18 protein-coding genes and 1 pseudogene are annotated in these 17,754 nt (G+C 66.1%); 7 read left to right on the top strand and 12 right to left on the bottom strand.

From position 1 onward, the window contains the following. The first annotated feature begins 138 nt into the window (after nt 1–138). The 5 genes from BIU82_RS14595 (at nt 139) to mscL (ending at nt 4,683) form a co-directional block, all read left to right on the top strand. Complete coding sequence (locus BIU82_RS14595; protein WP_070350171.1) at nt 139–648, top strand: hotdog fold thioesterase; 510 nt, start codon at nt 139–141, stop codon at nt 646–648. A gap of 6 nt (nt 649–654) precedes the next feature. Beyond that, nucleotides 655–2,016 carry a phenylacetate--CoA ligase PaaK gene (gene paaK, locus BIU82_RS14590; protein WP_070350170.1) on the top strand — a complete coding sequence of 454 codons (1,362 nt, stop codon included), beginning with the start codon at nt 655–657 and terminating at the stop codon, nt 2,014–2,016. A 91-nt stretch (nt 2,017–2,107) separates the two neighbouring features. Beyond that, nucleotides 2,108–2,716: a TetR/AcrR family transcriptional regulator gene (locus BIU82_RS14585; protein WP_070350169.1), complete on the top strand. Its 609-nt coding sequence runs from the start codon at nt 2,108–2,110 to the stop codon at nt 2,714–2,716. 121 nt (nt 2,717–2,837) lie between these two features. Then, nucleotides 2,838–4,130, top strand: coding sequence for an HAD family hydrolase (locus tag BIU82_RS14580; protein WP_070350168.1), 1,293 nt, complete (start codon nt 2,838–2,840; stop codon nt 4,128–4,130). A gap of 79 nt (nt 4,131–4,209) precedes the next feature. Then, complete coding sequence (mscL, locus tag BIU82_RS14575) at nt 4,210–4,683, top strand: large conductance mechanosensitive channel protein MscL (RefSeq protein ID WP_070350167.1); 474 nt, start codon at nt 4,210–4,212, stop codon at nt 4,681–4,683. 79 nt (nt 4,684–4,762) lie between these two features. Here mscL and paaZ read toward each other — a convergent pair whose 3' ends face one another. The 4 genes from paaZ to BIU82_RS14555 form a co-directional block, all read right to left on the bottom strand. Continuing rightward, nucleotides 4,763–6,868 (bottom strand): phenylacetic acid degradation bifunctional protein PaaZ, encoded by a 2,106-nt coding sequence (paaZ, locus tag BIU82_RS14570; protein ID WP_070350166.1) that lies wholly within the window; start codon nt 6,866–6,868, stop codon nt 4,763–4,765. Nucleotides 6,869–7,016: 148 nt separating this feature from the next. Beyond that, a complete protein-coding gene (locus BIU82_RS14565) occupies nt 7,017–7,265 on the bottom strand; it encodes a hypothetical protein (RefSeq protein WP_070350165.1) in 249 nt (82 codons plus the stop codon). Then, nucleotides 7,262–7,999 (bottom strand): tyrosine-protein phosphatase, encoded by a 738-nt coding sequence (locus BIU82_RS14560; RefSeq protein ID WP_083292364.1) that lies wholly within the window; start codon nt 7,997–7,999, stop codon nt 7,262–7,264. The genes BIU82_RS14565 and BIU82_RS14560 overlap by 4 nt, the downstream gene beginning before the upstream one ends. A gap of 2 nt (nt 8,000–8,001) precedes the next feature. Continuing rightward, a complete protein-coding gene (locus BIU82_RS14555) occupies nt 8,002–8,595 on the bottom strand; it encodes a GNAT family protein (protein ID WP_070350164.1) in 594 nt (197 codons plus the stop codon). 152 nt (nt 8,596–8,747) lie between these two features. Between BIU82_RS14555 and BIU82_RS14550 the strand changes: the two genes are divergently transcribed. Next, on the top strand, nt 8,748–9,560 hold the full coding sequence (locus BIU82_RS14550) for a GDSL-type esterase/lipase family protein (protein ID WP_083292363.1): 813 nt from the start codon (nt 8,748–8,750) through the stop codon (nt 9,558–9,560). 7 nt (nt 9,561–9,567) lie between these two features. On the opposite strand, the gene BIU82_RS14545 is transcribed toward BIU82_RS14550, so the two are convergent. The 4 genes from BIU82_RS14545 to BIU82_RS14530 all read right to left on the bottom strand — a co-directional run bounded on the left by BIU82_RS14545 (nt 9,568) and on the right by BIU82_RS14530 (nt 13,234). Next, nucleotides 9,568–10,431, bottom strand: a complete 864-nt coding sequence (locus BIU82_RS14545; protein ID WP_070350162.1) for a 3-hydroxyacyl-CoA dehydrogenase family protein — start codon at nt 10,429–10,431, stop codon at nt 9,568–9,570. After that, nucleotides 10,428–11,246 carry an enoyl-CoA hydratase/isomerase family protein gene (locus BIU82_RS14540; protein ID WP_070350161.1) on the bottom strand — a complete coding sequence of 273 codons (819 nt, stop codon included), beginning with the start codon at nt 11,244–11,246 and terminating at the stop codon, nt 10,428–10,430. The genes BIU82_RS14545 and BIU82_RS14540 overlap by 4 nt, the downstream gene beginning before the upstream one ends. Beyond that, entirely contained in the window at nt 11,246–12,469 is a 1,224-nt protein-coding gene (locus tag BIU82_RS14535; protein WP_070350160.1) for an acetyl-CoA C-acyltransferase, read from the bottom strand. Before BIU82_RS14535 ends, BIU82_RS14540 begins: the two co-directional genes overlap by 1 nt. Nucleotides 12,470–12,571: 102 nt before the next feature. Further along, nucleotides 12,572–13,234 carry a pentapeptide repeat-containing protein gene (locus BIU82_RS14530; protein ID WP_070350159.1) on the bottom strand — a complete coding sequence of 221 codons (663 nt, stop codon included), beginning with the start codon at nt 13,232–13,234 and terminating at the stop codon, nt 12,572–12,574. 154 nt (nt 13,235–13,388) lie between these two features. On the opposite strand from BIU82_RS14530, the gene BIU82_RS14525 reads away from it, so the two are divergent. After that, nucleotides 13,389–13,565 (top strand): CsbD family protein, encoded by a 177-nt coding sequence (locus BIU82_RS14525; protein ID WP_070350158.1) that lies wholly within the window; start codon nt 13,389–13,391, stop codon nt 13,563–13,565. Between the two features lie 180 nt (nt 13,566–13,745). Here the strand turns inward: BIU82_RS14525 and BIU82_RS14520 are convergent. From BIU82_RS14520 to BIU82_RS14505, 4 genes and pseudogenes are all read right to left on the bottom strand, one after another. Next, nucleotides 13,746–15,004: pseudogene (locus BIU82_RS14520) on the bottom strand (amino acid permease). 181 nt (nt 15,005–15,185) lie between these two features. After that, nucleotides 15,186–16,061: a metal ABC transporter permease gene (locus BIU82_RS14515; RefSeq protein ID WP_070350157.1), complete on the bottom strand. Its 876-nt coding sequence runs from the start codon at nt 16,059–16,061 to the stop codon at nt 15,186–15,188. Between the two features lie 3 nt (nt 16,062–16,064). Further along, on the bottom strand, nt 16,065–16,805 hold the full coding sequence (locus BIU82_RS14510) for a metal ABC transporter ATP-binding protein (RefSeq protein WP_070350156.1): 741 nt from the start codon (nt 16,803–16,805) through the stop codon (nt 16,065–16,067). Continuing rightward, complete coding sequence (locus BIU82_RS14505) at nt 16,802–17,746, bottom strand: metal ABC transporter substrate-binding protein (protein WP_070350155.1); 945 nt, start codon at nt 17,744–17,746, stop codon at nt 16,802–16,804. Before BIU82_RS14505 ends, BIU82_RS14510 begins: the two co-directional genes overlap by 4 nt. Nucleotides 17,747–17,754 lie beyond the last annotated feature (8 nt).

Below are 17,754 nucleotides of genomic sequence, written 5' to 3'. Positions count from 1 at the left end.
CGGCCCTCCTCACGGCTCATTCGGTGCCGCATGTAGCCAAGGGCACGTGTGCGTCTGGACACGTGTGGCCCTTGACACGTTCCCGGATCTGGGATTACCTAATGAACATTCGGTAAATAAAACTGGAGGCAATGACGCATGGCTGAGACCGCGCTTTCCGGCGCTGTTCAGGGAGACAACGACCTACAGCACCAGCTCCTCAAGAACGACTATGCCTCCGAATGGATGGGACTCGAGGTCCTGCGCCTCGACGACGGCCACGCCACCATCCGGATGACCCTGCGCAAGGAAATGCTCAACGGCTTCGGCATGGCCCACGGCGGAATGATCTTCGCCTTCGGTGACACCGCCTTCGCGCTGGCTTGCAACCCCGCCAGCCCCACGCCGGAAGAAGCCCGCACCATCACGGTCGCTTCCGGCGTCGACATCAACTTCCTGCAGCCCTCGTTCAAGGGCCAGGTGATCACCGCCGTCGCGAACCGCCGGGCGCACACCGGCCGCAGCGGCCTGTACGACGTGCAGATCTTCGCCGCGGATCCCGACGCGATCGCGGCCGGCACCGCCGCCCCCTCCCCCGACGACGCCTCCGGTTACGGCGAACTCATCGCAGAGTTCCGTGGCCGCAGCCGCACCATCTCCAAGAAGTAGGCAGACATGACCTCTCCCGCAACCACCCGGAACAACACCGCCCTCAACGCCACGCAGCCCGCCCAGCTCGACGCCGAGGAAACCATGTCCCGCGATGAGCTGGAGGCCCTCCAGCTCAGCCGCCTGCAGCACACCGTGGCCTACGCCTACGAGCGCGTCCCGCTGTACAAGCGCAAGTTCGACGACGCCGGCGTCCACCCCTCCGATCTGCGCGAACTCAGCGACCTCGGCAAGTTCCCGTACACCACCAAGGAAGACCTGCGCCTGGAATACCCCTTCGGCATGTTCGCCGTGCCGCAGGATCAGGTGGCCCGTGTCCATGCGAGCTCCGGCACCACGGGCCGGCCTACGGTGGTCGGCTACACGAAGAACGACCTCGCCAACTGGGCGAGCCTTGTGGCCCGTTCCCTCCGCGCCTCCGGTGTCCGCCCGGGCATGAAGGTCCACAACGCCTACGGTTACGGCCTCTTCACCGGCGGACTGGGCGCGCACGCCGGCGCCGAAGCCCTGGGCTGCACCGTGATCCCGATGTCCGGCGGCCAGACCGAACGCCAGATCCAGCTCATCCAGGACTTCCAGCCGGACGCCATCCTGGCCACGCCCACGTACCTGCTGACCATCGCCGACGCCATGGCGCACATGGGCATCGATCCAACGTCCACCTCCCTCAAGTACGCAGTGCTCGGCGCCGAGCCGTGGACCGAGGAAATGCGCCACGAGCTCGAAACCACCATGAACATCAAGGCCTGCGACATCTACGGCCTGTCCGAAGTCATGGGCCCCGGCGTCGCCGGCGAGGCCGTGGAAACCCAGGACGGCTCGCACATCTGGGAGGACCACTTCCGTCCCGAGATCATCGATCCCTTCGACCCCGAGCGCGGCACGGCGTCCGTGCTGGGCGACGGCGAGCCCGGCGAGCTGGTGTTCACCTCCCTCACCAAGGAAGCGCTGCCGATCATCCGCTACCGCACCAAGGACCTCACCCGCCTGCTGCCCGGCACCGCGCGCCCCGCGCACCGCCGCATGGGCCGCATCACCGGCCGCAGCGACGACATGATCATCCTGCGCGGGGTGAACCTGTTCCCGTCCCAGATCGAGGAAATCGCCCTGCGCATCCCCGAGCTGAGCCCGCACTTCCAACTGGAGATCACCCGCCCCGAGGGCAAGCGCATGGACACCCTCACGGTTAAGATCGAGCGCCGCGAGGGCGTCTCACTGGAGACCGCGACGACGGCGGGCCACGCCTTGCGCGAGCAGATCAAGATCCACATCGGCTCGTCCTGCGTGATCGACGTCGTCGAGCCCGGCTCGCTGGAGCGCTCGAACGGCAAGCTGCGCCGCATCTACGACCTGCGGCCGAAGGGCTGAGCGGAACGGAAGGGCTGAGCGGGCACGGGAGCCTGCGCCACAGTGCGCAATCTGGGCGGTCGGGGGAAACGGACATGGGAAAATAGCGAGCATGCCGAAGGAAACTGCAACAGCAAGCAAGCGCGGACGCCCGGGCTACGACCAACAGTCGGTGCTGCGGATCGCCGTCGACGTCTTCAACCGCCACGGCTACGATGCCACGTCCATGGGCATCCTGGCCGAGAACCTCGGCATCTCCAAGTCGGCCATCTACCATCACGTGCCGTCGAAGGGCGAGCTCCTCAAGCTCGCCCTCGACCACGCCCTGGGCGGACTTGAGGCCATTCTCGAACAGCCTGAGGCGACGTCCGGCGCGGCGGATTCCCGGCTGGAATTCGTTCTGCGCCAGACCATCGCGGTCCTGGTGGAACGGCTCCCCTTCGTCACCCTGCTGCTGCGCCTGCGCGGAAACACGGAGATCGAGCGCAACGCCCTGGAGCGGCGCCGTGCCTTCGACCACAAGGTGGCGGCCTTGATTTCGGATGCCCGGGAGGAAGGCTCATTGCGTCAGGACATCGATCCCCGCACGGTGACCAGGCTCCTGTTCGGCACCATCAACTCGATCGTCGAGTGGTACAAGCCGGGCGGCTCGCTCTCCCCCGAACGGCTGGCGGACGACGTCATCACCATGGCCTTCGACGGACTGCACGCCTCCGTCTAGGGAACCCACCGTCAGGAACCCGGCGCGCTGATTGCACAATGCGCGCCATGTTGCACTATATACAACCAAATGTTCCCGCTGCTACGGTCTGTTTTCGTACCGAAACAGAAGGGAATATCGCATGACTCGTGGTACCCGCTTCACCGCAGCCGGCGCGGCACTTGCCGGCATCCTCGCCATCACTTCCTGCGCGGCACCCGCCGCAGCTCCGGCACCGCAGGCCAGCTCAACGGCGTCGGCCTCCTGCCGCCAGCTGGACGCCAAACTCGAGTGGCCCCAGGGCGTCCGGGAGAAGCTGCAGGCCGCCATTGACGCGCACAGCAGCTGCACCGGAACCTTCAAGGGCGGCGAGGCTCCGGTGGCCATCTTCGACTGGGACAACACCGTCATCAAGAACGACATCGGCTACGGCACCAACTTCTGGATGCTGAAGAACAACAAGATCCTGCAGCCGGAAAACAAGGACTGGAAGACCACCAACCGCTACCTCACGGACGCCGCCGCGAAGGCGCTCAGCAAGGCCTGCGGAACCACAACTCCGGCCGGGAAGCCGCTGGACACCGCGAAGAACACCGCCTGCGCAGATGAAATCCTGGCCGTCCTGGACGAAAAGACCCGCGCCGGCGAGGAAGCCTTCGAAGGCTTCAACGCGCGCCGGCTCACCGGCGCCTACGCCTGGGGGACAGCGTTGTCCGCCGGGTACAGCGAAGAAGAACTCGGCCAGTTCGCCACGGCCATGAAACAGGAGAACCTGGCGGCACCCGTGGGCACCATGCAGAAGATCGGCACCCAGGAGGTGGACGGCTACATCCGCATCTACCCGCAGATCAAGGACCTCATCGGCACGCTCCAGGCGCACGGCGTGGTGCCGTGGGTAGTGTCCGCCTCGCCGGAACCCGTGGTCAAGGCATGGTCCGGCGAAGTCGGGATCGACGCGGCGCACGTCGTCGGGGTGCGCAGCGTCTACAAGGACGGGCTGCAGACCACGCATCTCGAAGGCTGTGGTGGCGTGCCCGACGGCGAAGATTCCGTCATGACCTACATGGACGGCAAGCGCTGCTGGGCCAACCAGGAAATCTTCGGCATCAACGGCCCCGCAGCTTTCGAACAGCTCCCCGCGGAGAAGCGGCAGATCCTGGCCGCCGGCGATTCCGGCACCGACGTGACCTTCGTCGGGGACGCCACCGAGGCCCGGCTGGTGGTCAACCGGAACAACACGGAACTGATGTGCCGCGCCTACGACAACGACGGCGGCAAGTGGCTCATCACGCCCATGTTCATCGATCCCAAGCCGCAGCGCGCCGAAGCCTACCCCTGCTCCACCAAGGGCTTCACCACTCCGGAGAACGGCAAGGAACCCATCAAGCGCCCTGACGGCACCCTGATCGCTGACCAGAAGGACACAGTGCACTAAGGAGGCCCGCTGGAAGGAGCCGTTTGTCCGCCGTGCGTCGTTCGCGCGGCGGACAAACAGGCAGGGTTAGCATCAAGCCATGTCGAACACATGGAAAGAATTCAAGGCCTTCGCCATGGGCGGGAACATGTTCGATCTCGCCCTGGGTTTCATCATCGGCACGGCCTTCGCCGCGCTGGTGGACAGCCTGGCGAACGACATCCTGCTCCAGCTGGTGGCGGCGGTTTTCGGGGCGCCGGACTTCAGTGCGCTCTCCTTCACCATCAACGACGCCGAGATCAAGTACGGCAGCTTCCTCACCGTGCTGGTGCGGTTCCTGTTGCTCGCACTGGTGCTGTTCGGCATCGTGAAACTGCTCAAGCGCTTCGGCATGGGTAACTTCCGCGCTCAGGGCCAGCAGGAATGCCCGTACTGCAAGGAGTTCGTGGCCATCGATGCCATCAAGTGCAAGTTCTGCACGGCGGACATCGATCCCGGCCAGCTCGAGGAAGAAGACATCGAGCTGCTCAAGAAGCGCGAAGGCTGGCAGAACCCGAACGACGGGATCGCCTAGCCTTCGCCTCCACAACGCGGGGTCAGTTACGGCCCATGTTTGGCGTCAGGATGGGCCGTAACTGACTCCGCGTTGGAGTTCAGGCCTGCTTCGCCACCAGCGTCAGGACGTCGTAGGTGGCCACGGTTTCGTCGTTCTGGTTCGTCAGGACGGCGTCCCAGGCCACCTCGCCGTACTCATCGGTTTCGCGCGGGGTGATCTTCTTGGCGGTGAGGACCACCCGGAAGGAATCCCCGGCGGCCAGCGGCGTCGTGAAGCGCAGGTTTTCCAGGCCGTAGTTGGCCAGCACAGGGCCCGGTGCAGGCTCCACGAAGAGTCCGGCGGCCCAGCTCAGCTGCAGGTAACCGTGCGCCACGATGCCCGGGAAGAAGGGGTTGGCCGCGGCGGCTTCCTCGTTGGTGTGGGCGTAGAAAGTGTCTCCCGTGGTGTTGGCGAAGGCCGTGATGTCTTCCAGCGTCACTTGGCGCAGCTCCGAGCGGAAGGCGTCGCCGATCCGCAGCTCTCCCAGCGACTTGCGGAAGGGGTGCACGCCTTCGGTTTCCAGCGTGAAGTTCCGGTCGGCGCCGCTGTGCCAGACGCCGGTGACGGCGGTCAGCATGTTGGGCGAGCCCTGGATGGCGGTGCGCTGCATGTGGTGCAGCACGGAGCGGATGCCGCCCAGTTCCTCGCCGCCACCGGCGCGGCCCGGGCCGCCGTGGACCAGGTGCGGCACCGGGGAGCCGTGGCCGGTGGAGCTGCGGGCGTCTTCGCGGTTGAGCATGAGTACGCGGCCGTGGTGCGCGGCGATGCCGGTCACCAGTGCCTGCGCCACGGCGGGATCGTTGGTGCAGACCGTCGCCACAAGGGAGCCGCTGCCCAGGGCGGCCAGGCGGACGGCATCGTCCAGGTCCTGGTAGCCGATCACCGAGGACACCGGCCCGAAGGCCTCCACCGAATGCACCTGCTCCGCTTCGGCGTCGGCCCAGCTCAGCAGCAGCGGAGACATGAAGGCACCGTCCTCCACCACGCCCACGGTGCCATCCGCGCGGGTGACCGACGGCGAATCGAGGGTTCCGTACGCAAGCTCGCCACCGGCGTCGAGCATGGACTGCACGGCGGCGCGGACGTCCGCCAGCTGTTCCAGCGAGGCGAGGGCGCCCATAGTGACGCCTTCGGCGCGGGGGTCCCCGAGCACCACGCGTTCATTGATCCGGGCGCCGACGGCGGCGGCCACCTCGGACACCAGCTCCTGCGGCACGATGGTGCGGCGGATGGAGGTGCACTTCTGGCCGGCCTTGACGGTCATCTCGGTGACCACGGACTTGATGAAGGCGTCGAATTCGGGAGTGCCGGGGGTGGCGTCCGGGCCGAGGATGGCGGCGTTCAGCGAGTCGGTTTCGGAGGTGAAACGCACGCCGCCGGTGACCACGTTGCGGTGGGACTTCAGCGCGTTCGCGGTGGAAGCGGAGCCGGTGAAGGCCAGGAGGTCGCGGTAGTCGAGTTCGTCCAGCAGCGTGCGGGCCGGGCCGGATACCAGTTGCAGGGAACCTTCCGGCAGGATGCCGGATTCGACGATCGCCCGCACGACGGCGGCGGCCAGGTAGCCGGAGGGCGTGGCCGGCTTGGCGATGGTGGGCACGCCGGCGAGGAACGCGGGGGCGAACTTTTCGAGCATGCCCCAGACCGGGAAGTTGAAGGCGTTGATCTGCGCGGCGACGCCGGGAATGCGGGTGTAGATGTGTTCGCCGGCGAAGGAGCCGTCCTTGGACAGCACCTCCATGGGGCCGTCCACCACCACCTGCGAATTGGGCAGTTCGCGGCGGCCCTTGGAGCCGAAGGTGAAGAGCACGCCGATGCCGCCGTCGATGTCGATCATCGAGTCGATCCTGGTGGCGCCGGTCTTGAAGGAGACCTCGTAGAACTCTTCGCGGCGGCCGTTGAGGTACTGGGCGAGTTCCTTGAGCTTGAGCGCGCGCTGGTGGAAGGTCAGTTTGCCCAGTTCCGCCTGGCCCACCGTGCGCCCGTAGTCGACGACGGCGGCCAGGTCCAGGCCTTCGGTGCTCACCTGGGCCAGGACCTCGCCGGTGCTCGCATCCCGGACGGGGACGCCGTCACTGGCGGCGGCTGGAGCCCACCAGGCTCCTTGGATGAAACTCGGAACGGTCTGCACGGCCGTTACTTCCGGTGCGACAGCGGTAGTGGTCATCGTCGACGGGTCCTTCCAAGGCGGGGAACGGAAGCGAACGGCGGGACGTGTTTTCCAGGAACTGTTTTCCAACGGAAATTACTGACCGGCCGTTCGGTAATCAATCCAAGAATACATGACCACCGTGCTGCTGTTAATGGCCTGGCCGTTACTCCTTGCCGGCTTCACGCCGCAGCATCAGTGCGGCCGCGATGGCGAGCACGCAGAATACGCCGCCCAGCACCATCAGCACGATCTGCCCTGGCAGCCACTCCCCGTGCACGGTCCCGTCGCCGAGGCCGAAGTTTTCGCTGCTGGTACCGAAGTCCGAATCGATCAGGGCCCACAAGGGCCCGGCCAGCATCAGCACCACCCCGGCGATAGCGAAGCTTGCTGCCAGGTATTTCCAGATGGTCATGATTCCTCCAGCTTGTTGTGAAGCGCCGCGATCTCCTCCGGAGCCAGGCCGTTGGCCGCGAGGAACGCGGGCACGTCCAAGGCCCGGATGAATGCCCTCAGGCTGGCTTCGCGTTGTGCCAACACGGCCTGCAATCCGGCTTCGTCCAGGTACTGTTCGTGGACATGGGGCACTCCGTGCGTGCGGTGCCGTTCGTTGATGCCGCGCAAGCCCTGCCGGTAACCGCGGACAATAACGTCCTCGCCGGCGCCGGCCAGCAGCTGGAGCATGACGGCGATGATGCCACTGCGGTCCCGGCCGGCAGAGCAGTGCACCACCACTTTGCCTTGTGCGGCGGCAATTCCCTTGAAGACCGCGGCGAGCCGGGTGGAGAAGAGCCGCAGGTAGTCGCCGTAGTGCGCCGGATCCCGCAAGTACGGCCCGAACAGTTCGGCGAAGTCCTCGGCGTCGGGATCTTCCGTGGGGCAGCTGAGTACCTCGAAACGGCGCAACAGGGCCTCGGGCACCTGCGGGTCGCTCGGGCGGCGCTGCTGCTCGCGGAGGTTCCGCAGGTCGATCACGGTGCGGACGCCGTCGTCGTACATCTGCTGCCAGCCGGCCTCGGTAACCCATTCACGCCGGCCCATCCGGTACACGCTGCCCGCCACATGCCAGGCGTTGACAGCGCCGTCCCAATCAACAGCGCCGTCCCAATCCACCTGCTGCATGCCGGTTTCCGGCAACGTCCCATCCATGCTCAGGCCCTCTTGGCGAGCCGGAACTCGAGGTTCGTGCGCACCGCCGGCCATTCGTGTTCCAGGATGGAAAACACCACGGTGTCCCGCAGCACACCATCGGAGGTGCGGGAGTGGTTCCGCAGCACTCCGTCCTGCTTTGCGCCGAGCCGGGCGATCGCTTCCCGGGACTGGTGGTTGAGCCAGTGCGTACGGAATTCGACGGCGGGGCAGCCCAGTGTTTCGAAGGCGTGGCGCAGGAGCAGGAGCTTCGATTCCGGGTTGCTGCCGCTGCCGTGCGCCGAGACGGCGTTCCAGGTGGAGCCGATTTCGACGCGCGGGGTGGCGGCGTCGATGTTCATGTAGGTGGTCATGCCGATCAGCCGGCCGCTGCCGTTAAGCCGGGTAGCGAAAGGCAGCATGGAACCCCGTTCCTGCAGGGTGAGGCGGCGCTCGATCTCGGCCGCCATGCCTTCCGGCGTGGGCACCGAGGTGTACCAAAGCTTCCAGAGTTCGCCGTCCTTGGCGGCCTCCACGAGGCCGTCGTGGTGTTCAGGCTGCAACGGCTCCAGGGTCACCAAACGGCCGGAGAGGGTTACAGGAGCAATCGTCGTCACGGCTTCAGCGTAACGCGGCCCTCAAGAAAGCCGGGCCCGGCCGGTGACCGAGACGAGTACCGGCTACTCGTGACCGGCGGCCCCGCCCGGAGTAGCGTCACAAACACAGCGCCCTTTTGAGACGCCGCTTCGTCAAGACCAAGGGGAATCCGATGAAACCGCACCATCTTCAGTCCCGCGCGCATACTTTGGCGGCATCACTTGCCGCCGTGTTCCTGTCTTTCACCCTGACCGGAGCCCCGGCCCAGGCGGCTTCCACGGACACCGCAGCCAAGCAGGCCACGGCCTATGTGGGCCTCGGCGACTCCTACGCGGCGGGCACGGGCGGCGGACCCTCCGCCCCGCCGTGCTTCCAGTCCGCAGCCGCGTACCCCACGCTCCTGGGCGGCACCAACCTGGGATGTTTCGGGGCGGGCACCACGGACGCCGCAGTCATTGCCACGAACAACGCCGCACTCCTTGCCGGCGCGGGCGAGCTTTCCCTCACTGTGGGCGGAAACGACGTCGGCACCGGGGCCGTGGCCGCAGCCTGCGTTCCCGATCCAGTGGGTTCGGCCTGTGCCGCGGCCGTGGGGAACGCGCAGGCTGCGCTCACGCTGCTTCCCGCCAAGGTCGCGGCACTGGTCACGTACCTGCGTTCCCTGGCACCATCTGCCGACGTCGTAGTCACCGGCTATCCACGGCTCTTCACCATCACCGGCACCATGCCGCCCCGGCAACAGCTCCTCGCAGCCACCTTCAACTCCATGGCCGACGCCCTGAACGCTGCCATCGCCGCAGGGGCCCGGGCCGCGGGTGCACGCTACGTTGACGTGACCCAGCGGTTCCTCGACCATGGCATCGGCTCGGACAATCCGTGGATCAACTTCGACGGGAACGTCCTGAACCCGGACACCTTCCATCCGAACGCAGCCGGTTACAACAACGGCTACCGCACCGCGGTGAACGCAGCCCTCAAGAGGTAGGAGCTGCTCAGTCTTTCCAGTCGAAGAAGCCCTTGCCGGTCTTGCGCCCGAGTTCGCCGCGGGCCACTTTGTCGCGCAGGATCTGCGGCGGGGCGAAACGCTCCCCCAGCGTGGAGTGCAGGTACTCGGCGATGCCCAGGCGCACGTCCAGGCCCACGATGTCCGTGGTCTTGAGCGGGCCGGTGGGGTGCTTGTAGCCCAGCACCATGGCGGCGTCGATATCCTCGGCTGAGGCCACGCCTTCTTCCACCATCCGCATGGCTTCGAGGGCGATCGCCACGCCGAGCCGTGAGGACGCGAAACCGGGAGCGTCATTGACGACGACGGCGGTCTTGCCGAGTGCCTCCACCCAGCCTTTCGCGGTGGCGGCGAGTCCGGCGGACGTCTGCTTGCCCAGCACCACTTCGATAAGGGTGGACGCAGGGACCGGGTTGAAGAAGTGCAGGCCCAGGAAATTGGCCGGGCGGTGCAGTTCCGACGCCAGCCCGGACACCGAAAGGGATGAGGTGTTGGAGGCCAGGAAAGCGTCTGCGGACAGATGTGATTCGACGGCCGTGAGCGCAGTTGCCTTGAGTTCGTAATCCTCGGGCACGGCCTCGACCACCAGGCCGCAGTGGATGAATGATTCGTAATCGGTGGAGGTGCTGAAGCGGGCGAGCGCCTCTTCTGCCGTTTCACCAAGGGTGCCGCGGGCAGCGGACTTGGCGACGGCGTCGGACACCCGGGCGTGCGCGCCCGCGGCGGCTTCGGCGTCGCGCTCCACCACAATCACCGTGGCGCCCTTGACGAGGAAGGCGTGGGCAATGCCGGCGCCCATGCGGCCGCCGCCGAGGACTCCTACGACGTGCGGAATTGCGGCAACGGTGCTCATGGGGTGGTTCCGTCCTTCTTGGCGATCCTGTCCGCCATCTTTTTGTCGAGGAAGTCCTGCATGCGGTCGAATTTGGCCTGGGATTCAAAGAGGATCCCTTGGGCGAGGGTGTCGATCACTGGGTGCGCTTCCGCGGGAGCATGGAAGACGGTCTTGGTGATGCGGACGGCCAGCGGGTCCTGGCGGGCAATCCGGTCGGCGAGCTTGTGGGCGGCGTCCATCAGCACCGGGGCCTCGTAGATCCCGGTGATGAGGTTGATCCGCAGGGCTTCTTCGGCCCGCAGCACGGCACCGGCCAGCAGGATCTCCTTGGCGAGGGGCTCCCCTACCAGCTCCTTGAGCCGCCAGGTGGCGCCGGCGGCGGCCATGATGCCGAGCCCGGTTTCCGGGTTGCCGATCCGCACGGCCGGGGTGCCGATGCGGAAGTCCGCGGCGTAGGCCAGTTCGGCGCCGCCGCCCAGGCAGTACCCGTCGATTGCGGCGATGACCGGCATGGGGAGTTTGGCGATGCGGGCGAATATGGTCGAGTTGATGCCGCGCAGGGCGTCATCCCGACGGCGGTCCCGCAGCTGTCCGATGTCCGCACCGGAGGCGAAAACACCTTCGCTGCCGGCGATGATGAGGATCTTCGGCTCGCGTTCCAGGTATTCGCAGACGCGGTGGAGCTCGTCCACCATCTGCTGGTCGATGGCGTTGCGGACCTCCGGACGGTTGAGCAGGACGGTCAGCCGGTCTTCCTGCTCTTCGATCAGCAGGGTGCTGAAACCGGCCGGGTCCAGCTGCTTTTCCGGCAGCTGCGGGGAATCCTGTGCCATTACACGCCTTCCAGGAGAAGTGCCGAGCCTTGCCCGACGCCGATGCACATCGTTGCAAGGCCGATCCTACGGCCGGCCCCCGACAATTCACGCTCCATGCGCCCCAGCAGGGTGATCGCGATCCGCGATCCGCTGGAACCGAGCGGATGCCCCAAAGCGATGGCGCCGCCGTCGTTGTTCACGATGCCCTGGTCCAGGCCCAGGCGGCGCATGCTGGCGAGCGACTGGGTGGCGAAGGCTTCGTTGAGCTCCACGGCGCCGATGTCCGATACCGAGAGCCCGCTGCGGTCCAGGATTTTCCGAGTGGCCGGAACGGGACCGATGCCCATGATTTCCGGTTCACAGCCGGCGGCACCGCCGTCGATGATCCTGGCACGCGGGGTGAGTCCGTATTTCTGGATGGCGGCCTCGGAGGCGACAATGATCGCGGAGGCGCCGTCGTTCAGGCTTGAGGAGTTACCGGCGGTGACGATCGAGCCGCCCGGGACCACCGGCTTCAGCCCGGCGAGGACGTCAAGGGTGGTTCCCTCGCGGGGGCCTTCATCGGTGTCGACGACGGTTTCGCCCTTGCGGGTCTTGACCGTCACCGGGACGATTTCCTCCTTGAAGCGGCCCGCGGCGATCGCGGCGAGCGCCAGTTCGTGGGAGCGGACTGCAAAAGCGTCCGCGTCCTCGCGGGAAATGCCGTCCACGCGGCCGACTTCCTCGGCGGTTTCCGGCATGGAGTATGTCATCTTGCCGTCGCGGGAGAGGTCCCCCTTGGTGAAGCGCGGGTTGGCGAAGCGCCAGCCGATCGAGGTGTCGAAGATCTGTCCGGGCTTAGCGAAGGCGGTGGCGGGTTTTTCCTGGACCCAGGGTGCCCGGCTCATGGATTCGACGCCGCCAGCCACCACGATGTCCGCGGCACCGGCCTTGATCATGTGGCTCGCCATGATGATGGCGCTCATGCCGGAGGCGCAGAGGCGGTTGACCGTGATGCCGGGGATGTGGAGGGGAAGTCCGGCCAGGAGGACGGCCATGCGGGCGACGTTGCGGTTTTCCTCGCCGGCTCCATTGGCGTTGCCGAGGATCACCTCATCGATCGAGTCGGGGTCGACGCCGGCCCGCGCCACTGCTTCTCCTACCACCAACCCTGCGAGGTCGTCGGGGCGGACTGCGGACAGGGAGCCGCCGTAGCGGCCCACGGGCGTACGGACGCCGCCAACAAGAAAAGCCTCGGCCATGAGCACATCCTTCACGGAGCGGGGCCGGCGAATAATTTACCGACCGTTCGTTCTATAAAGATTACACTGCGCCCGTCCCCGGTCAACAGAAAAGTGCGGCGGTTACAGCACGCGGATGCCCAGATGCCCGGCCAACAGCGGCGCGAGGAGGCTGAGCTGGTAGTCGTCGATCACCAGGCCGGACAAGCCGTCCAGCCCATTGACGGCCCGGAATTCGGAACCGCGGAGGTCCACATCCTTGAGCTTCGCTCCACCCAGATCAAGCGTGCCGATGGTGCAGTCCGTGAAGGCCACGCGGTTGGCAGCGCAAGAGCCCAGGTCCAGTTCGTTGATGATGCAGCCGCTCACCTGGACGTCCTGGAGCTTGGAGCCGCGCAGGTTCAGGAAGTCCAGCTTGCCGCCGTCGATCCGCACGGACTGCCAGCCGCCTTCGTACATCTCGGCCGAGCCCCAGCGCGGGTTGCTGATCTCCACATCCCGCCAGCTGCTGCGGGCAGCGGTCAGCACCGGCGCATACGGCTCGGCCAGGATGCAGTCACGGAAGGAGGCGCCGCGCAGCTGCGTGCCGTTGAAGGAGGCGCCGTCGAACTCACACTCGAGGAAGTCAGCGCCGCCCAGCTCCTGCCCGTCGGCGCGCACCCGGCTGAACCGCACGCCGTCGTACCTTTCACCCGGCCGGAACTCCGGCGCGGGCTCATCCCGCAACTCCGCCAGGCGGACGGGGGTGATTTTCGGGGCAAGGACCTTCGCGGCTTTGGTGCTCATTCCCCGACCCTAAGCGGAACCGCGGCGCGTATCGGAAATCCTGCGCTGCGCAAGTGCCGGCAGCGGAGTTCCGGGGGCGACTTGAAATGCTAAGCATGCTTCGTGTTACGGTGAAATTGCTTGATGTTCAACGAAACAAGGAGGTATTGGCCCCATGGGTATCGGAGACAAGATCAAGAACGAAGCCGAGCACCTGGCCGGAAAGGCCAAGGAAGCCGCCGGCAAGGCAACGGACAATGACGAGCTGAAGGCCGAGGGCCAGAAGGAACAGCTCGCCGCGGACGCCAAGAAGGTTGCCGAAGGCGTCAAGGACGAATTCAAGAAGGACTGATTCCCTGCCGGGCTTCGGGACCGGAACCCGGCGGAACAACAGAAACAGCGACGGCGGCACCCGCGTGAGTGCCGCCGTCGCCGGCTTTAAGGGCTGCTTGAGTTCTTCGCCTGGTCGGCCCGGAACTAGCGCGTCGCAGCTCCCCCCGCCTCGCTTCGCTCGGCCGGGGACCCCGCGCTGCTAGCTGAAGAGCTCGCTCTTGGGTTCGTTGTTCTTGACCTTCTGCCAGCCGAGCCAAAGCAGGAGGGCGAAGAACGGAATGGTGGCCAGGGTCCAGGCACCGAGGTAGAAGACTTCGCCGCTCTTGCTGGTCGTGGTGTCGAAGCCGATCAGCACCGTGATGGCGAGCAGCGCCACCAGGCCCACCCAGCTGGTCCACGGCGAACCGGGCATCGGCAGGCTGGAGACCAGGCCCTTCTTCTTCCGCAGCATGATCTGGCTGGCGAAGATGGAGCCCCACGTGAAGATGACGCCGATCGAGGCGGTGTTCAGCGCGAGGTCGAAGGCGTGCGAGCCGCCCAGCCAGATGTTCAGCAGGATGCCCACGAGGTACACGACGCCGATGGCCAGGATGGCGGCATAGGGCACGTGGCGGGTGGACATCTTGGTGAGCCACTGCGGGGCGTGGCCGTTGTTGGCCATGGTGCGGAAGATACGGCCGATCGAGTACAGGCCCGAGTTGCAGGAGGACAGGGCGGCGGTGATGACGATCATGTTCATGACGTCGCCCATCCAGCCCAGGCCCATCTGGCCGAACACGGTGACGAACGGGCTGGTGCCGGCCTTGTACTGGTCGGACGGGAGCAGCATGGCGAGCAGGGTCACGGAACCGACGTAGAAGACCACGATGCGCAGCACGACCGCGCGGATCGCCTTGGGAACTTCACGTTCCGGGTTGGCCATTTCGCCGGCGGTGATGCCCACCAGTTCGATCGCGTTGTAGGCGAAGATCACGGCGTTGAGGACCAGGATCATCACCAGGCCGCCCTTGGGGAACATGCCGCCATCGGCATGGAAGAGGTTGGCCACGGAGGCGTGCCCCTCGCCCACCTGGGCGTTGGTGACCACCATGAAGGTGCCCACGGTTCAACGGGGACGTTGGGGAAGAAGAACTGGAAGTACAGGCCGATCGCGATCAGTTCGGCGATGCCGGTCATGGCCCAGTTGATGAAGTACATCCAGCCGGAGAGGTAGGCGCCCTTCTTGCCGAAGAGCTCGCCGGCGTAGCTGACGAAGGAGCCGGAGGTCTGGCGGTACATGATGAGTTCGCCGAGGGCGCGCATCAGCAGGTAGGCGATGACGCCGGCAATGGCGTAGGAGAAGATCAGGGCCGGGCCGGTGGAAGCCAGGCGTCCGCCGGCTCCCATGAACAGGCCGACGCCGATGGCGCCGGCCTGGCCGGTGGGATTTTTAAGGTCTGCGGGGGTACTTTGCGACACAGCTGTTCCTTGTGGGTTTTGGGGAGGTACCAGCGCCCTTCGCTGCAGGCGATTCGGCTCTGCACAAAATTCGACGCAGAGGCCGGAATCATGTTCACTTCTGCGAGTTACAGGGTGAATCATCGAAGGGCGAATCCAGCAAGCCCATCTTACAGTGTGAAACGCGCCACTCGTGACCGGTTCAGGAAGCCAGCGCCACCGCCCGCTTCCGGCGGGCCTTCGCCAGCCGTGTGCCGATCAGGCCCTGCCGCGGGCTGAACAGGTAAACCACGGCGAAGACGATCCCCTGCGCGAGGACCACCATGGCCCCGGACGCGGTGTCCAGGTAGTAGCTCACGTAGATCCCCGCCACCGAGCAGGCCGCGGAGATCACCGGGGCGATGAGCAGCATCCAGGAGAAGCGGTCCGTCAGCAGGTAGGCCGTGGCGCCGGGAATGATCAGCATGGCCACCACCAGCACCACGCCCACGGTCTGCAGGGCCACCACGGAGGTCAGCGCCAGAAGGCCCAGCAGCAGCGCGCCGAGGCGGCGAGGTGACAGTCCGATCGCGTGGGCATGCGTGGGGTCGAAGGCGTAGAGGGTGAGGTCGCGGCGCTTGAGCACCAGGATGGCGAAGGCCACCACGCCCAGGACCACCACCTGCACCAGGTCCGCCATGCTGACGCCCAGCAGGTTGCCGAAGATGATGTGGTTCAGGTCCGTCTGGCTCGGCGTCACGGAGATCAGTACCAGGCCCAACGCGAACAACGAAGTGAAGACAATGCCGATCGCCGCGTCTTCCTTCACCCGGCTGGTATTGCGCACGACGCCGATCAAGGTCACCGCGAGCAGCGCGAACACCAGCGCGCCGAGCGCGAACGGCGCCCCCACGATGTAGGCGAGCACTACCCCGGGCAGCACCGCATGGGACACGGCGTCGCCCATCAGTGACCAGCCGATCAGCACCAGCCAGCAGCTCAGGAGGGCACAGACCACCGCGGCGATCGCCGTCGTAATCAATGCGCGGACCATGAAGTCATAGCTGAGCGGCTCGGACAGGAGGGTAATCAGGTCCATGGCCTAGCCCCTGTTCATGACGTCGAGCCCGAAGGCCATGGCGAGGTTTTCGGGTTGCAGCACCACATCGGGCGTGCCATGCATGAGGACTTTACGCATGAGCAGCACGGCCTCGTCGCACAGCTGCGGGAGGGCGTGGAGGTCGTGCGTGGAGACCAGGATGGTGGCGCCGTCGGACGCGAGCTCGCGCAGGAGGCGGGTGATGGTCGCCTCGGAGCGCTTGTCCACGCCGGCGAACGGTTCGTCCAGCAGCATCATGGTGGCGCCCTGCGCGATGCCGCGTGCCACGAAGGCGCGCTTTTTCTGGCCGCCGGAGAGCTGGCCGATCTGCCGGTCCGCGTAGTCGCTGAGTTCCACCCGTTCCAGGGCGTGCTCGACGGCGTCGCGGTCCGCCTTGCGGGGGCGGCGGATGAATCCGAGGTGGCCGTAGCGGCCCATCATGACGACATCCCGCACAGAGAGCGGGAAGGCCCAGTCCACGTCTTCGCTTTGGGGCACGTAACCGATGCCGGCTTCCTTGCGGATCTTCACGGGTGGCTGCCCGTTGATGAGGACCCGGCCGGAGTCGGGCTTGACCATGCCCATGATGGCTTTGAACAGGGTGGACTTGCCGGAGCCGTTCATGCCCACAAGCCCGCAGATCCGGGCCGGGTCCAGGCTCAGGGACGCGCTGTCCAGGGCGAGGACCTCGCCGTAGTGCACGGTGACTTTGTCCACCAGGATGGCCGGCGCGTTCCCTGTCATTGGGTCTTCCCCGTCAATGCGTCCGTGATGGTCTTGGCGTCGTGGCGGATCAGGTCCAGGTATGTGGGCACCGGGCCGTCCGCCTCGGAAAGGGAGTCAACGTAGAGCACGCCGCCGAACTTCGCCCCGCTGGCCTCCACCACCTGCATCATGGGCGCGTTGGATACCGTGGATTCGCAGAAGACGGCGGGCACTTTGTGTTCCTTGACGAATTCGATGGCGCGGGCGATCTGCTGCGGCGTGGCCTGCTGTTCGGCGTTGACGGCCCAGATGTAGACCTCCTTGAGGCCGGCGTCACGGGCCAGGTAGGAGAAGGCGCCTTCGCAGCTGACCAGCGCCCGTTGCTGCGCCGGGAGGGTCTTCAGCTTGGCGGTGAGTTCGTCCTGGACTGCCTGCAGCTTGGCCTTGTAGGCCGTGGCGTTCGCCTCGAAGGTTGCGGCGTTGGCGGGGTCGAGCTTGGCGAATGCCTTGGCCATGTTGTCGGCATAGATCTGGACGTTCGACGGCGACATCCAGGCGTGCGGGTTCGGCTTGCCCTTGTAGCTGTCTTCGGCGATCGGCATCGGCTCGACGCCTTCGCTCACCACCGCATGCGGGACGTCCAAGCCCTCGACGAACTGCGCGAACCAGGCTTCCAGGTTCAGGCCGTTGTCCAGGATGAGGTCCGCCTGTGCTGCCTTGCGGATATCCCCCGGCGTCGGCTCGTAGCCGTGGATTTCGGCGCCGGCCTTGGTGATGGATTCGACCCGCAGCTTGTCCCCGGCAACCTTCCTGGCGATGTCTGCCAGGACGGTGAAGGTGGTCAGGACGACAGGACGGTCATCGCCGTTGGCGTTCGTGGATCCGCCACAGGCCGTCAGGCCAAGGGCAAGCATCGCGGTCAGGGCGAGGGCGGCATTCCGGACAGCAGCTTTGGTGTACCGAAACAAATATTTAGGCATACCGAAAA

Origin of the sequence: Arthrobacter sp. SW1 (genome assembly GCF_001766675.1) — a bacterium.
Taxonomy (GTDB): Bacteria; Actinomycetota; Actinomycetes; order Actinomycetales; family Micrococcaceae; genus Arthrobacter.
Note: the sequence above shows the minus strand (reverse complement) of the source record. Positions and strands in the feature narration are given on the sequence as shown.

Bases quoted from the DNA above. Each gene is read 5' to 3' on its own strand.
- BIU82_RS14595 (WP_070350171.1), top strand. From the start codon at position 139: ATGGCTGAGACCGCGCTTTCCGGCGCTGTTCAGGGAGACAACGACCTA.
- paaK (WP_070350170.1), top strand. From the start codon at position 655: ATGACCTCTCCCGCAACCACCCGGAACAACACCGCCCTCAACGCCACG.
- BIU82_RS14585 (WP_070350169.1), top strand. From the start codon at position 2,108: ATGCCGAAGGAAACTGCAACAGCAAGCAAGCGCGGACGCCCGGGCTAC.
- BIU82_RS14580 (WP_070350168.1), top strand. From the start codon at position 2,838: ATGACTCGTGGTACCCGCTTCACCGCAGCCGGCGCGGCACTTGCCGGC.
- mscL (WP_070350167.1), top strand. From the start codon at position 4,210: ATGTCGAACACATGGAAAGAATTCAAGGCCTTCGCCATGGGCGGGAAC.
- paaZ (WP_070350166.1), bottom strand. From the start codon at position 6,868: ATGACCACTACCGCTGTCGCACCGGAAGTAACGGCCGTGCAGACCGTT.
- BIU82_RS14565 (WP_070350165.1), bottom strand. From the start codon at position 7,265: ATGACCATCTGGAAATACCTGGCAGCAAGCTTCGCTATCGCCGGGGTG.
- BIU82_RS14560 (WP_083292364.1), bottom strand. From the start codon at position 7,999: ATGGATGGGACGTTGCCGGAAACCGGCATGCAGCAGGTGGATTGGGAC.
- BIU82_RS14550 (WP_083292363.1), top strand. From the start codon at position 8,748: ATGAAACCGCACCATCTTCAGTCCCGCGCGCATACTTTGGCGGCATCA.
- BIU82_RS14545 (WP_070350162.1), bottom strand. From the start codon at position 10,431: ATGAGCACCGTTGCCGCAATTCCGCACGTCGTAGGAGTCCTCGGCGGC.
- BIU82_RS14540 (WP_070350161.1), bottom strand. From the start codon at position 11,246: ATGGCACAGGATTCCCCGCAGCTGCCGGAAAAGCAGCTGGACCCGGCC.
- BIU82_RS14535 (WP_070350160.1), bottom strand. From the start codon at position 12,469: ATGGCCGAGGCTTTTCTTGTTGGCGGCGTCCGTACGCCCGTGGGCCGC.
- BIU82_RS14530 (WP_070350159.1), bottom strand. From the start codon at position 13,234: ATGAGCACCAAAGCCGCGAAGGTCCTTGCCCCGAAAATCACCCCCGTC.
- BIU82_RS14525 (WP_070350158.1), top strand. From the start codon at position 13,389: ATGGGTATCGGAGACAAGATCAAGAACGAAGCCGAGCACCTGGCCGGA.
- BIU82_RS14515 (WP_070350157.1), bottom strand. From the start codon at position 16,061: ATGGACCTGATTACCCTCCTGTCCGAGCCGCTCAGCTATGACTTCATG.
- BIU82_RS14510 (WP_070350156.1), bottom strand. From the start codon at position 16,805: ATGACAGGGAACGCGCCGGCCATCCTGGTGGACAAAGTCACCGTGCAC.
- BIU82_RS14505 (WP_070350155.1), bottom strand. From the start codon at position 17,746: ATGCCTAAATATTTGTTTCGGTACACCAAAGCTGCTGTCCGGAATGCC.